Origin of the sequence: Streptomyces sp. NPDC101393, from assembly GCF_044767385.1 — a bacterium.
Lineage (GTDB): Bacteria > Actinomycetota > Actinomycetes > Streptomycetales > Streptomycetaceae > Streptomyces.
The window spans coordinates 209,782-223,928 of the sequence record NZ_JBIWNU010000010.1; the positions used below are offsets into that span (position 1 = coordinate 209,782).

Genomic DNA, 14,147 nt, shown 5'->3' on the forward strand with positions numbered 1-14,147 from the left:
GCGTTCCGTGATGCCCACTGCCGGGGCTTCGGCCGGCCGAAGCCCAGCCAGCCAGCCGGCCGGTCAGTCGGTGAGCAGTGCCTCCCGCAGCCGCTCCAGTACCTGCTCGCTCAGGCCCAGCCCGTCCCGCAGATAGGCGTCAAAGGTGCCGAAACGGGCCGTGACCTCGTCGAAGGCCGCCTTCAGGTACGCGGCCCTGGCGTCCAAGAACGGTTTGAGGCGGGCGGCCATCGCGGGGGTCTGCTCGGCGAGGGCGGCGGCATTGCGCGCGGCGAGGTAGTCGTTGGTGGCCAGGTAGTCCCGCATGACCGTGCCGCGGTCCACGCCCAGGGCCGTGAGCAGGGCGGCGGTGGCCCAGCCCGTACGGTCCTTGCCGCCCTCGCAGTGGAGGACAAGGGGCTGGGAACCGGGGTCGAGGGCAAGACGGAACAGCGAACGACAGGCGTTGATCGCCGAGGACTTGGAGACGAGCCGCTGATAGGAGGCGGCCATCGCCTGATCGGAAGCCTCGGCCGTGGCGGGCAACCCGGCCTTGTCACGGCCGCCGCGGAAACTGGCGACTACGTAGCGCGCGCCCGCAGGTACACGGTCCGGGGCCACGGCGCGCTCGCCCGCCGTGCGCAGATCGACGTCCGTACGGATGCCCAGGCGCTGGAGTGTGGCCAGGTCGGAGTCGGTGAGCGTGTGCAGATGGTTGGAGCGGTACAGCACGCCCATCTTCACCCACCGGCCGTCGGTGGTGCGACGTCCGCCCACGTCACGGAAGTTGGCGGCGCCCTCCAAATGCAGCGAGCGGTCGGCGAGGGTGAGCGGGGCGCCCTGGTCGGGGGCGAGGCGGAACCATTGGCGGTCGGCGGCGGGCAGTCCGCGCACGGTGACGGCGGCCTCGGCCCCGCCGTGCGCCACGGCCTTGCCGCCGGCGCAGACGGTCACCGAACCGACGCCGGGCGCCTTCCAGGACACGGCGAACGAGCCGTCCCGCTGCCGGGTCACCGTGGCTTCGGTGAAGGGAATCCGGTGCGCGGCAAGCGGTGCCCGCGGCGTCTGCCGGCCCTCTCCGACGGGTACGCCGAGGGGCTCGGCCGAGGCGAGGGGCGCGGTGACCCCCGTGACCCCCACCGCCGATACGGCGGCCATGAACGACACGGCGATCTGGCGGGCGGCCAGCACCGCCGCCGCGGAAGGGGAGTTCATGGCGGGACCATACGGCCAGAAATAGCCTGAAATTAACTAGATGATCGACTCCCAGGGGTCGGTGACCGTAGGCGGTCAGTGAGCGCCAGTGCCGCCCCGTGCGGCCGTAGTCGCACGAGGCTGCCCGGGACCTTCAGCTGAATGGTGCCTCAGCGAAAAGCGGCGATGCTACGGGCGACCCAGTTGTGGAAGGGGCGCGGAGCGCGGCCAAGGACTCGTTCCACGTCCGGGCTGATCCGCAGTTCGGCGGGGTTCGGGGCGGAGATGATGTCCAGGGTTTCGTCGGCGAGCTCCGGCGGCACGAACCGGGTCATCGTGGCTTTGGCCTCCTCACGGGTGAGTTCGTGGAATCGCACCGGCGAGCCGAGCGCGGCGGCGATGGCCTGCGACTGCTGACGGGGCGTGATCACCTCGGGCCCGGTCAGCTCGAAGACTCCGCCGGTGTGCCGGTCGTCCAGCAGGCAGGCCGCCGCGACCTCGGCGATGTCCGCCGGGTCGACGACCGGAACCCCGACATCGCCGAAGGGCGACGCGACCGTCCCTTGCGTGCGGACGGACTCCGCCCACGCCAAGGCGTTGGAGGCGAAGCCGCCCGGTCGCAGGACGGCCCAGTCCAGGCCGGGCTCACTCAACGCGACCTCCACCGCGCGCATCGCGATCCGCGACGGGCCGAACGGCCTGGTCGCCACACCCTGCGAAGACAGCAGGACGACTCGGCGGACCCCGCTGGCAGCAGCCAGGTCGATAATGTCGGTCGGCCTGGCTTCGGGGGCGTGCAGGTCGCCGGACAGCAGGAGGAACAGCGCCTTCGCCCCGTCCAACGCGGGGGCGAGGTCCTGCGGCTCGGCCAAGTCAGCCGGCACGTGCCGGACCCCGTCCGGCATTGCGGCCGCGTGCCGTGACACCGCCGTCACCTGCTCGCCCGCCTTGGCCAGGGCCTGCGTCAAAGGTCGGCCCACATTCCCGGTAGCTCCGGTCACCACGATCATGTTCAGCTCCTGGTCCGTTGTGTACTGCGGCAATTGACGCTAGGAGGCAGGCTTACTTTTCGTAAGAACATACCTAGAGGTAAGCTCCGGACATGAGGGAAGGTGCGCAGCTGACGCAGGCCGAGGCGGGCAATCGGTATGAGGTGTTTCACACCGACTGCCCTGCGCGCGACGTGGTCGACCACGTGACCAGCAGGTGGGGTATCTGGGTGCTGATCTCTCTGCGGAGCACCGATCTTCGGTTTTACGAGCTGCGCGACAGCATCCGGGGCATCAGCGAGAAGATGCTCGCTCAGACACTGCGCGCACTGGTCCAGGACGACCTGGTCTGGCGGAAGGTCGAGCCGACGACGCCACCCCAAGTCACCTACGGGCTGACGGAGTTCGGCCAGGACGTCGGGGCGCCGCTGACGGACTTGTTCGACCGGATCACACAGCGGCTGGCAGCCGGCGGGGCGTCCGCCCCGGAGCGGCCGAGCGCAACAGGCCAAGCGGAGCCGTCATCGACGCCGACACCCGCCTGATCGCCGTGGCCGGCCGGCCCCTGCCCGTCCCTCACGCGACGCTCGGCATCGCCCGACTGCACCACCTCGCCCTCGCCGGATAGGCCAGGGGTGGCACGCGACCGCCCCTGCCTCCGCCGACTCCCAAGATCGTTACGGGCAACGAACGCCGCACCACTGGCATTTCCCCCAGTCTTTCCCGGTCAGGATGGTGACGCGCGGCGGTTCGGGCCGAGGGGAGAGGCCCGCGATCCCCACCGGGACAGCGCCGTGGAACAGCCCTGCGGGGAAGCTTTCTGTCGGCGAAGGTCGGGTACCACCAGCATGTTCGAGAATCAGCAGAACCAGCATCTGACACGGCGTCGCCTGCTCGGACTGGCCGCCCTCGGCGGCGCCGCGGCCGCCGGGATGACCACGATTTCCGCCGCGCCGCGCGCCGCCGCCGCCGACAAGCGCAGTCCGCGGGCAGGCAGCGGCTCGTTCGTACCGGCTGTGGTGATCGGCACCGGCTATGGCGCCGCGGTCTCCGCGCTGCGGCTCGGCGAGGCCGGAATTCCCACTCTCATGCTCGAAATGGGACAACTGTGGAACACGCCCTCCGATGACGGCAATGTCTTCTGCGGCATGCTCAAGCCCGACCGCCGCTCCAGCTGGTTCGCGTCGCGCACCGAGGCCCCGCTGGGCTCGTTCCTGTGGCTGGACGTGATCAACCGGGACATCGACCCCTACGCGGGCGTGCTGGACCGGGTGCACTTCGACCAGATGTCGGTGTACGTGGGGCGGGGCGTGGGCGGTGGCTCGCTGGTCAACGGCGGCATGGCCGTCGTACCGAAGCGCTCGTACTTCGAGGAGGTCCTCCCGCGGGTGGACGCCGCCGAGATGTACGACCGGTACTTCCCGCGCGCCAACTCCATGCTCAAGGTGAACCACATGGACAAGGGCTGGTTCGAGGAGGCGGAGTGGTACAAGTTCGCGCGCGTTTCGCGCGAACAGGCGGGCAAGGCGGGCCTGAGCACCACCTTCGTCCCCAACGTCTACGACTTCGGCCACATGCGGCGCGAGGCGGCCGGTGAGGCACCCAAGTCCGCACTGGCGGGCGAGGTCATCTACGGCAACAACCACGGCAAACAGAGCCTGGACAAGACCTACTTGGCCGCCGCGCTCGGCACCGGCAAGGTCACCATCGAGACCCTGCACCAGGTCAAGGCGATCCGTCAGCAGCCCGACGGCAGCTATGTGCTGTCCGTGGAGCAGCGCGACACGGGCGGCAAACTCGTCGCCCGCAAGGAGATCGCCTGCGGTCACCTGTTCCTCGGCGCCGGCAGTCTCGGCTCGACGGAGCTGCTGGTGCGGGCCCGCGACACCGGCGCACTGCCCGACCTCAACACCGAGGTCGGCGCGGGCTGGGGCCCCAACGGCAACATCATGACCGGCCGTGCCAACCACGTCTGGAACCCCACCGGGGCCCACCAGTCATCGATCCCCGCCCTGGGCATCGATGACTGGGACAACCCCGCCGCCCCCGTCTTCGCTGAAATCGCCCCGATGCCCGCCGGGTTGGAGACCTGGGTCAGCCTCTATCTGGCGATCACCAAGAACCCCGAGCGCGGCACCTTCGTCTACGACAAGGCCACCGACCGCGCTGCACTGCGCTGGACCCGGGACCAGAACACGCCCGCGGTCAACGCCGCCAAGTCGCTCTTCGACCGGATCAACAAGGCCAACACGACGATGTACCGCTACGACCTGTTCGGTCCGCAACTGAAGAATTTTTCCGACGACTTCAGCTACCACCCGCTCGGCGGCTGCGTCCTGGGCAAGGCCACCGACTTCTACGGACGCGTGGCCGGCTACCGGAACCTCTACGTCACCGACGGCGCGTTGATCCCGGGCTCCATCGGCGTCAATCCTTTTGTCACCATCACAGCCCTGGCCGAGCGCAATATCGAGCGGATCATCGCGGAGGACGTCAAGTCCGCGTAGCGGTGCTCCATGGACGGCTCGCTGTTTCCGCGGTTCGTATTCCGCTGTTCGTTCCTGCGTCGAAAGCCATCGTACGGGTTCTAAGGATTTTCCGGTGGGTGGCGTGAGATCAAAAGAGGGTGCGGCAGATCGCTCCGCACAGGGGTGTGTATGCAAAACCCTGCCTGTCATCGCTGAAAGGGAATTCATGGACTCCGCCCGACGGCCGATCCTCTTCGTCAGTCTTCCGGAGAGCGGACTGGCCAATCCGCTGCTCGTACTTGCCGAGGAGCTCTCCCGCCAGAATGTGCCAGATCTCTGGTTCGCCACCGACGAGCCGCGGCGGGAGGACGTGAAGAGGATCTCGGTGGGGTCTCCGGTGGAGTTCGGCTCGCTGGGCGAGGTCGTTTCCGAGCTGTCGGCGGTGACGTGGGGCGATGAGGTCTACCGGGAGATCACTCAGTCGTCGCGGTTCAAGGCGCATCGCGCGGTCATCAAGCAGTCGTTCGTGCCCGCTGCCCAGAAGAAGAAGTTCCAGGCTCTCGCGGCCATTGTCGACGAGGTGCAGCCGGCGTTGATGGTGATTGACTGCATCAGCGGGTTTGCGATTGAGCTGGCCATCGCGCGGAAGATTCCGTTTGTGCTGAGCGTGCCGTTCTCACCCAGCAACGTCCTGACGGCGTTCACGCCCTTCGGGAAGCGGTATGTGCCGTGGGGCTTCCCGGTGCCGCACACCGGACTTCCGCGTCGGATGACGCCGGCGCAGCAGGTCATGAATCAGTTGTTCAAGTGGCGGACCCTGGCGCTGTTTCTTTCGCCGACGATGAGAAAGGTGGTGGCGGAGGACACGCGGCGGCGTAAGGCGCTCGGGCTGGGGCTGATGAGCCCGATGGCCCGGATCGAGAAGGCCGAGCTGGTGCTGTGCAACTCCATTGCCCAGCTGGATTACCCTCTGGAGATTCCGGAGAAGATGCGATTGGTCGGGGCGATGGTGCCGCCGCTGCCGGAGGCGCCGGACGACGAGGACCTTTCGGCCTGGCTGGATGCCCAGTCGTCGGTGGTTTATGCGGGGTTCGGGACGATCACCCGGCTGACGCGGACTCAGGTCGAGGCGATGGTCGAGGTGGCCCGGCACCTCGAGGGCCGGCATCAGGTGTTGTGGAAGCTGCCTTCGGAGCAGCAGGAGCTCCTGCCGCCTAAGGAGTCGCTGCCGGGCAATCTGCGGATCGAGAGCTGGGTTCCTTCGCAGCTGGACGTGCTCGCCCACCCGAAGGTGAAGGTGTTCTTCACGCACGCCGGTGGCAATGGCTACAACGAAGGCGTGTATTTCGGAAAGCCACTGGTGGTGCGGCCGCTGTGGGTGGACTGCTACGACCAGGCCGTGCGCGGCAGGGATTTCGGCATCAGTCTGACCCTCGACCGGCCGCGGACCATCGACGTCGACGATGTGGTCGACAAACTGAACCGGGTGCTGGAGACCTCCTCTTTCCATGAGAAGGCGGAGCGGCTCGCGTCTTTGCAGCGGGCGGCGGGCGGGCGTGAGGAAGCTGCCGATCTGATTCTTGGGTTGCCGGCCCTGGCGAAGGCGTAGGGCCGGGAGAGCTCGTGAGTACGTATGAGACATGTGACCGCTTGATGAGGATGAGGTAGCCGATGTCGTTCACATATCCCGTGTCCCGGCCTGCGCTGGGCGGAAAAGAGCTGGAGTATCTGACCGCTACCGTCGAGGACGGCTGGATATCCTCGCAGGGGCCGATGGTCCAGCGATTCGAGCAGGCCTTCGCGGATTACAACGGGTCCGCACACGGTGTGGCTTGTTCGTCCGGGACGGCCGCGCTGACACTGGCGCTTCGGGCACTGGGAGTCGGGCCGGGGGACGAAGTGATCGTTCCCGAGTTCACGATGGTGGCCACCGCGTGGGCGGTCACGTACACCGGTGCGACGCCGGTGTTCGTCGACTGCGGGGACGACCTCAACGTTGATGTCTCCCGTATCGAGGAGAAGATCACGTCGCGGACGAAGGTCATCATGCCCGTCCATATCTACGGGCGGCGTTGCGATATGGACGCGATCATGGATATCGCGTTCCAGTACAACCTGAAGGTCGTGGAGGACAGCGCCGAGGCCCACGGCGTCCGTCCGGTGGGGGACATCGCCTGTTATTCGCTGTTCGCCAACAAAATCATTACGGCGGGCGAGGGGGGTATCTGCCTCACCGACGACCCCAAGCTGGCGGGCCAGTTGGCGCACCTTCGGGCCATGGCCTTCACCAAGGACCACAGCTTCCTGCACAAGAAGCTGGCGTACAACTACCGCATGACGGCGATGCAGGCCGCCATCGCGCTGGCGCAGACCGAGCGGCTCGACGAGATCCTCGAAACGCGGCGCGGGATCGAGAAGCGCTACGACGAGGGGCTGGCCGACGTCCCCGGCATCACGCTGATGCCGCCGAGAGATGTGCTGTGGATGTACGACCTTCGTGCCGAGCGTCGGGCGGAGCTGCAGGCATTCCTGGCCGGCCATTCCATCGAGACCCGGCTCTTCTTCAAACCGATGAGCCGGCAGCCCATGTATTTCCACCCCGACTGGCCCTCGCTCAAGGCCAGCGAATTCGCCGCGGACGGGCTGTACCTCCCCACGCACAGCGACCTGACCCCTGACGACCAGGACTTCATCGTCGGCAGAATCCGCGCATTCTGCGGCGTCAGCTGAGCGGCGCCGTCCGAGAGAGGAACCCCGCATGACGCAGTCAGACCCGATGACGGTCGACTTCCCCGTACGCAAACCCGGCGTGCCCTTCCCGCCGCCGGACTACGCCGACTACCGCGACCATGAGGGGCTGGTCCTTTCCCGCCTGCCCAATGGCGCCCGTGCGTGGCTGGTCACCCGGTACGAGGACGTACGCGCCGTACTGACCGACCGGAGGATCAGCTCCAATCCCTCGCACAAGGGATTCCCCAACGTCGGGATGGTGGGTGTGCCCACGCAGGAGCAGATCCCGGGATGGTTCGTGGGGCTGGACTCGCCCGAGCACGACCGGTTCCGCAAGGCCCTCATTCCCGAATTCACCGTCCGGCGCATCCGGGGGTTGCGCCCGGCGATCGAGCGTACGGTCGAGGAGCGCCTCGACGCGATGCTGGCGGCGGGCAACTCCGCCGACCTCGTCGCGGACTATGCGCTGCCCGTCCCCTCCCTGGTGATCTCGTCGCTGCTCGGTGTGCCGTCCGCCGACCGCGACTTCTTCGAATCCAGGACCCGTACCCTGGTCTCCCTCCGCGCCTCCACCGACCAGCAGCGCGAAGCCGCCGTGAAGGAGCTGCTGCGCTACATCAAGCGCCTGGTGGACATCAAGGTGAAATGGCCCGGTGACGACCTCATCAGCCGGCTGCTGGCCGCCGGTTCGATCGCTCCGCACGAGCTGTCGGGCGTGCTGATGCTCCTGCTCATCGCCGGCCACGAGACCACGGCCAACAACATCGCGCTCGGCGTGGTCACCCTTCTGAACAACCCTCAGTGGATCGGTGACGACCGGGCCGTGGAGGAGACCCTGCGCTTCCACTCGGTCGCCGACATCGTGTCCCTGCGCGTGGCCGTCGAGGACGTGGAGATCGCCGGTCAGCTCATCAAGGCGGGGGAGGGCATCGTGCCCCTCGTCGCCGCGGCCAACCACGACACGAGCGCATTCGAGTGCCCCCACATGTTCGACCCCTCCAGGAGCGCACGCCACCACGTCGCCTTCGGCTACGGAATCCACCAGTGCCTGGGGCAGAACCTGGTGCGCGCCGAGATGGAGATCGCCTACCGGAAGCTCTTCGAGCGCATCCCCGACATCCGGCTCGACGTCCCCGCCGACGGATTGCACATCAAATACGACGGCGTGCTCTACGGCCTGGAGCAGCTCCCCGTCCGCTGGTAGGCACCGTCCCGCCGGCGGAAAACCCCGCCCCGCCCGGCGTGCCACGGCCGCCCGGCGGGCCCCCTATTCCCTGCAGGAGAGACATCGGCATGCGTATCACCATCGACGTGGAGCGCTGCGTGGGCGCGGGCCAGTGCGCACTGACCGCGCCGCAGGTCTTCGACCAGGACGAGGACGGAATCGTCACCCAGCTCGCCGAGCCCGGCGCGGACGAAGAAGCCAAGGCCCGGATCGCGGGTGCCCTGTGCCCCTCCGGGGCGATCACCGTGCACGAGGGCTGACGCCTGCCCCGGAGGCTCCACCTACCGGGCTCCCCCAACCGACGAAACCGCTCACATCCGGGAGTGATGGTGCCCGTCCACACAGAGGACTATCTGCTCGAACTGCCCGCCGGCGCGGCCGAAGTACTGGGAGGTTTCACGCTCCCCGACGTGTTCGCGGCAGCTGTGACATCCGCCCCCGACACGGTGGCCCTCGTCGACGGGGATCGCTCGTGGACCTGGGCGAGGTGGCGGGCGGAGGTCGACGCGCTGGCGCGGGGGCTGCAGGAGTCGGGCGTCGAGCCCGGCGACGTCGTCGCGGCGCGGCTGCCGAACTCCTGGGAGTTCGCGACCCTGCACCTGGCCGTCGCGGCCGTCGGAGCCGTCCTGCTGCCCGTCCACCAGGGCACCACGTACGGCGACGTCCGCGCTCTGCTGGCCCGCGCCGAACCCGTCCTCCTCGTCCTGGCGGAACACCCGGACGGGGAGCCGGCGATGGCCCGCTCACTGCTCCGGAGCGTGCCGTCCCTGCGCCGGGTGCTGCTGGCGGGGGCGTCGGACACGGAGCGCGAGGAACCAGGGGTCGGGTCGCTGGACGGGCTGCTGGCAGCCTGGGCGGGCAGCGGGCCCCGGCCGGTGGACGTCACCCCCGATATGCCGCTCGTCCTGATCCCCTCGTCCGGGACGACCTCGGCGCGGCCCAAGCTGTGTCTGCACAGCCACGACGGCCTGCTGTCGAACACCGCGGCCGTCACCGCCGAAGCCGCCGATGCCTTTGACGGCATGATCCTCACCGCCTGCCCCATGAGCCATCTGTTCGGCCTGCAGAGCCTGCACGCCGCACTGTTCGCAGCCCGCGGGCAGGTCCTCCTCACCGGCTGGGACCCGGACCGCTTCCTGGAACTGGCACGGCAGCACGACCCCCGCGTTGTCTTCGCCGTGCCCGCCCAACTGCGCGACGTCATCGAGCGACTGGCCAGGACGGACGAGCCGGCGGGCTTCGCGCCGCACCAGGTGCGTACGGCGGGAGCTGCCCTCGCACCCGCCCTCACCGCACAGGTACGCGCCGCCCTCGACTGCGACCTGGTCGTGGTGTGGGGGATGTCCGAGATCGGCACCGGCACCCGCACCCGGGCCGGCGACCCTGACGACAGCGTGGGGAAGCCGGTCAGCGGCGCGGACGTACGAGTCGTCGACGAGGACGGGGTGAGCGCGGCGGGCCGGACGGGCGAACTCCAGTACCGGGGCCCAGGGCTGTTCCGCGGGTATTTCCGCGAGCCGGAACTGACGCGCTCGGCCCTCACCGAGGACGGCTGGCTGCGGACCGGCGATTTCGCGGCCGTCGGCCCGGACGGCGTGGTGATGCTGCACGGCCGGGCGACGGAGCTGATCAACACGGGAGGACGGAAGTTCGCCGCCACCGAGGTCGAAGGACTGCTCGCCGGCCTCACGGGCCTCGGACCGCTGGCCGTGGCAGGCGCACCGGACGACCGGCTCGGGGAGTACCCGTGCCTGGTCGTCACCGACCACGCGGACCGCACGATCGGCTTGAGCGAAGTGACCGCGTTCCTGCGCCGGCGGGGACTCGCCGACCACAAGATCCCCCTCGAACTGGTCACCGTGCGCGAGCTTCCGCTCTCTCCCGCCGGGAAACTCGACCGCCGGGCGCTCGGGCAGCGGCTCGCCGGCCTGGAGTCGGTGCCCGTCACGGCCCGCCTCGGCTCGGCCGCGCCGTACACGGTCGAGGAGGCGCTGGAACTCGTACGCGACTGCGTCGGCCAGGTGCTCGCGAACGGCGCCACTCCAGCCCCTTCCTCCTCTTTTTCTCCCGACACGGACTTCCTCGGGCTCGGGCTCGACTCCATCCGCGCGGTGCGCCTGCGGAACCTGCTGCGGGAGGAGACCGGGCTGCCGCTCCCGGTCACGCTGACCTTCGACTTCCCCACCCCACGGGCCGTCGCGCACGTACTGGCCGAGCAGGAGGAGCCGCCCCCGCAGGAGCCGCGGGAGACCCCGGCGGACGACGCCGACCCGGTGGCGATCATCGGCATGGCCTGCCGGCTGCCGGGCGGCGCCGATTCCCCGGAAGCCCTGTGGGACCTGCTCGCCGACGGGAGAGACGCGATGTCCGGCTTCCCGGACGACCGCGGCTGGGACCTGGACCGGCTCTTCGACGAGAACCCCGACCGACCGGGCACCTCCTACGCGCGCGAAGGCGGCTTCCTGCACGACGCCGGCGACTTCGACGCGGGCTTCTTCGGCCTGTCCGACCAGGAGGCGACCGCGACCGATCCGCAGCAACGCCTGCTCCTGGAAGCGGCCTGGGAGACGTTCGAGCGGGCAGGCCTCGACCCCACGTCCCTGAAGGGAACCCGTACGGGCGTTTTCACGGGCGCGATGGACCGGGGCTATGCCGCCAACGCCTCTGCCGCGCCCCGCGCATGGGAGAGCATGCTCATCACCGGGACCGCCGGCAGCGCGGTCTCGGGGCGCATCGCGTACACCTTCGGGCTCGAAGGCCCCGCCCTGACGGTCGACACCGCTTCCTCGTCCTCCCTCGTCGCGCTGCACCTGGCCTGCCGGTCCCTGCGGTCGGGCGAGACCGACCTGGCGCTTGCCGGCGGCGCCACCGTCATGGCCACCCCGGCGCCCTTCGCGCACTTCTCCCGGCTGCGCGCGCTGTCACCCGACTCCCGCGCCATGGCCTACGCGGACGCCGCGAACGGCTCCGCGTGGTCGGAGGGCGCCGGGCTGCTGCTGCTGGAGCGACTGAGCGACGCCCGGCGCAAGGGGCACCGTGTCCTGGCGCTCGTACAGGGCTCCGCCGTGAATCAGGACGGCGCCTCCAACGGACTCACCGCGCCTAGCGGGCCCGCACAGCAGCGCGTCATCCGACAGGCCCTGGCCGACGCCGCCCTGACGCCACAGGAGGTCGACGCCGTCGAAGGACACGGCACCGGCACTCCCCTCGGCGATCCCATCGAGGCCGGCGCGCTGCTGGCGACGTACGGTCAGGAGCGGCCCGAGGGACGGCAGTTGTGGCTCGGATCGGTGAAGTCGAACATCGGGCACACGCAGGCCGCGGCCGGGGTCGCCGGGGTCATCAAGACGGTGCTCGCACTGCGGCACGGCATCCTGCCACGGACGCTGCACGTGGATGCTCCCTCGGCCGAGGTGGACTGGTCCGCCGGATCGGTACGGCTGCTGACCGAGGCCCGGCCCTGGCCGAGGGAGAGCGGACGCACGCGACGCGCGGGAGTGTCCTCCTTCGGGCTCACCGGCACCAACGCCCACGTGATCCTGGAGGAGGCACCGGGCGAGGAAGGAGAAGCCGAAGGTCCGTCGAGCGAGGTCCCTGAGGAGGCGCGACGCGCGTCCGGGACGGGGCGGAATCCCGAGCCGGCCGACGCCATGAGCGCGCCGTGGGTGCTGTCCGCCCGCAGCCGGGCCGCGCTGCGCGCACAGGCGCGGCGCCTGGCCGAGCAGGTGTCCGCCGACCCCGGGCTGGGTGCCCAGGACGTCGCCCATTCCCTGGCCACCACCCGTACTCTGCACCGCTACCGTGCCGTCGTCAGCGCACCCGGCCGTGCACAACTGCTCTCCACGACGGCGGAGTTCGGGCGCGGTGAGCGGACCGCCGGCGTCACACCGCACGAATCCGTGCCGGGCGGGCTGGCCTTCGTCTTCTCCGGGCAGGGCAGCCAGCGCAACGGCATGGGGCGGGAGGCGGCCGAGGCGTTCCCGGTCTTCGGGCAGGCGCTTCGCGAGGTGTGCGCCGCGCTGGACCCGCTGCTGGCGCGGCCGCTGACCTCGGTGATGTGGGCGGCTCCCGGCTCCGAGGAGGCGGCCCTCCTCGCCGACACCACCTACACGCAGCCCGCGGTGTTCGCCGTCCAGGTCGCCCTGTACCGGCTCTTCGAGTCCTGGGGCGTGGTCCCCGACCACCTGGTGGGGCACTCGATCGGCGAGATCTCCGCCGCCCATGTGACGGGCGTGCTCGGCCTCCGGGACGCATGCACCCTGGTGGCGACCCGGAGCAGGCTGATGGGCGCGCTGCGGCCCGGCGGCGCGATGCTGGCGGTGCGCATCACGGAGGCCGAAGTGGCCCCGTGGCTGGCGGAGCGCACGGACGCGGTGTCGGTCGCCGCCGTCAACGGCCCGCACTCTCTGGTACTCGCGGGCGCCGAGGCCCCACTCGCCGCGCTCGCGGACGAGCTCGCCGCCGCCGGTCACAAGACCCGGCGGATCGCGATGAGCGTCGCGGCCCACTCGCCGCTGATGGACCCCATGCTGGAGGAGTTCCGCGCGGTCGTCCGTACGCTGTCCTACGCCGCGCCCTCCGTCCCGATCCTGTCGACCGTCACCGGCCGCCCCTTGACCGGCGAGGACGCGCGCGACCCGGACCACTGGGTGCGGCACGTGCGGCAGTCCGTACGCTTCAAGGACGCGATCGGCCGGCTCCGGGACCAGCACGTCACCGGATTCCTGGAGCTGGGTGCCGAGCCGGCACTCACGCCGATGATCGACGAGTGCCTGGAGGCGGCCGACCCGCAGCTAGGGGCCACAGTGGTCCCGACTCTGCGCGCCGGAGTACCGGACCGGCAGGCCCTGCTCACCGCGGTCGCCCAGGTGCACGCCCATGGCGCGCCTGTCGACTGGGACGCGGTGCTTCCCGGAGCCCGGCCGGTCACCCTGCCGACGTACGCGTTCCAGCGGCGGCGGTTCTGGCTGGCGTCGACTCCTGCGGGTCCGGCCGCTGACGGGGACTCCGCCGGCGCCGCGGTTGCCGCGGGCACGATGCCAGGCGGTGAAGAGCCGCCGGAGCTGGCAGCCCGCCTGTCCGGCCTCGACGACAAGGAACAGGACGCGCACGTACGGGCTCTGGTCCTTGCGGAGACCTGGGCCGTGCTCGGCGGTCAGGACCCGCGCGACGATGCGGGCAACCGCCCGTTCAAGGAGATGGGCATCAACTCATTGAACGCCGTCGAACTGCGCAACCGCCTCATCGCGGCCACGGACATGCGGCTCCCCTCCACGCTCGTCTACGACCACCCCACGCCCAACGCCGTCGTCCGCCTCGTACGCGAACGCCTCGCACGCCAGGCCGTCCCCACGCGCGATGTGGCCTCCGTCGTGACCGAGTTGGAGTCTCTGCTCACGGCCGGCGCGGAGGTTTCCCAGGAGACGGCGGCAAGGCTGAAGGCGGTGACGGCGGAGCGACCAGGCGCCACGGACACCGGCCCCGGCGGGACTCTGGACCTGGCCTCGGCCAGCGACGACGAACTGTTCCGGCTGATGGACGCGGAGAGCTGACAACGGGTGC

At 69.8% G+C, this 14,147-nt stretch carries 9 protein-coding genes; 7 read left to right on the forward strand and 2 right to left on the reverse strand.

Features of this window, described 5'->3' with window-relative positions:
• Positions 1-63: 63 nt before the first annotated feature.
• The gene (locus tag ACIRQ7_RS30000) at positions 64-1,194 is read right to left on the reverse strand and encodes a tyrosine-protein phosphatase (RefSeq protein WP_404265758.1); all 1,131 of its coding nucleotides are present in this window, start codon (positions 1,192-1,194) and stop codon (positions 64-66) included.
• A gap of 149 nt (positions 1,195-1,343) precedes the next feature.
• Positions 1,344-2,183: an SDR family oxidoreductase gene (locus tag ACIRQ7_RS30005; protein WP_404265868.1), complete on the reverse strand. Its 840-nt coding sequence runs from the start codon at positions 2,181-2,183 to the stop codon at positions 1,344-1,346.
• A gap of 92 nt (positions 2,184-2,275) precedes the next feature.
• Between ACIRQ7_RS30005 and ACIRQ7_RS30010 the strand changes: the two genes are divergently transcribed.
• The 7 genes from ACIRQ7_RS30010 (at position 2,276) to ACIRQ7_RS30040 (ending at position 14,137) form a co-directional block, all read left to right on the forward strand.
• Entirely contained in the window at positions 2,276-2,707 is a 432-nt protein-coding gene (locus ACIRQ7_RS30010) for a winged helix-turn-helix transcriptional regulator (protein WP_404265759.1), read from the forward strand.
• Positions 2,708-3,010: 303 nt separating this feature from the next.
• Positions 3,011-4,669, forward strand: a complete 1,659-nt coding sequence (locus ACIRQ7_RS30015; RefSeq protein ID WP_404265760.1) for a GMC oxidoreductase — start codon at positions 3,011-3,013, stop codon at positions 4,667-4,669.
• Between the two features lie 187 nt (positions 4,670-4,856).
• Positions 4,857-6,239: a glycosyltransferase gene (locus ACIRQ7_RS30020; RefSeq protein ID WP_404265761.1), complete on the forward strand. Its 1,383-nt coding sequence runs from the start codon at positions 4,857-4,859 to the stop codon at positions 6,237-6,239.
• A 62-nt stretch (positions 6,240-6,301) separates the two neighbouring features.
• Positions 6,302-7,360 (forward strand): DegT/DnrJ/EryC1/StrS family aminotransferase, encoded by a 1,059-nt coding sequence (locus ACIRQ7_RS30025; RefSeq protein ID WP_404265762.1) that lies wholly within the window; start codon positions 6,302-6,304, stop codon positions 7,358-7,360.
• Between the two features lie 28 nt (positions 7,361-7,388).
• Entirely contained in the window at positions 7,389-8,564 is a 1,176-nt protein-coding gene (locus tag ACIRQ7_RS30030; protein ID WP_404265763.1) for a cytochrome P450, read from the forward strand.
• A gap of 89 nt (positions 8,565-8,653) precedes the next feature.
• The gene (locus ACIRQ7_RS30035; RefSeq protein WP_404265764.1) at positions 8,654-8,845 is read left to right on the forward strand and encodes a ferredoxin; all 192 of its coding nucleotides are present in this window, start codon (positions 8,654-8,656) and stop codon (positions 8,843-8,845) included.
• 66 nt (positions 8,846-8,911) lie between these two features.
• Positions 8,912-14,137, forward strand: coding sequence for a beta-ketoacyl synthase N-terminal-like domain-containing protein (locus ACIRQ7_RS30040; RefSeq protein WP_404265869.1), 5,226 nt, complete (start codon positions 8,912-8,914; stop codon positions 14,135-14,137).
• The last annotated feature ends 10 nt before the right edge of the window (positions 14,138-14,147 follow it).

Excerpts from the sequence above, each read along its gene's own strand:
- ACIRQ7_RS30040 (WP_404265869.1), top strand. The coding sequence starts at position 8,912 with ATGGTGCCCGTCCACACAGAGGACTATCTGCTCGAACTGCCCGCCGGC.
- ACIRQ7_RS30000 (WP_404265758.1), bottom strand. The coding sequence starts at position 1,194 with ATGAACTCCCCTTCCGCGGCGGCGGTGCTGGCCGCCCGCCAGATCGCC.
- ACIRQ7_RS30030 (WP_404265763.1), top strand. The coding sequence starts at position 7,389 with ATGACGCAGTCAGACCCGATGACGGTCGACTTCCCCGTACGCAAACCC.
- ACIRQ7_RS30015 (WP_404265760.1), top strand. The coding sequence starts at position 3,011 with ATGTTCGAGAATCAGCAGAACCAGCATCTGACACGGCGTCGCCTGCTC.
- ACIRQ7_RS30020 (WP_404265761.1), top strand. The coding sequence starts at position 4,857 with ATGGACTCCGCCCGACGGCCGATCCTCTTCGTCAGTCTTCCGGAGAGC.
- ACIRQ7_RS30010 (WP_404265759.1), top strand. The coding sequence starts at position 2,276 with ATGAGGGAAGGTGCGCAGCTGACGCAGGCCGAGGCGGGCAATCGGTAT.
- ACIRQ7_RS30025 (WP_404265762.1), top strand. The coding sequence starts at position 6,302 with ATGTCGTTCACATATCCCGTGTCCCGGCCTGCGCTGGGCGGAAAAGAG.
- ACIRQ7_RS30005 (WP_404265868.1), bottom strand. The coding sequence starts at position 2,183 with ATGATCGTGGTGACCGGAGCTACCGGGAATGTGGGCCGACCTTTGACG.
- ACIRQ7_RS30035 (WP_404265764.1), top strand. The coding sequence starts at position 8,654 with ATGCGTATCACCATCGACGTGGAGCGCTGCGTGGGCGCGGGCCAGTGC.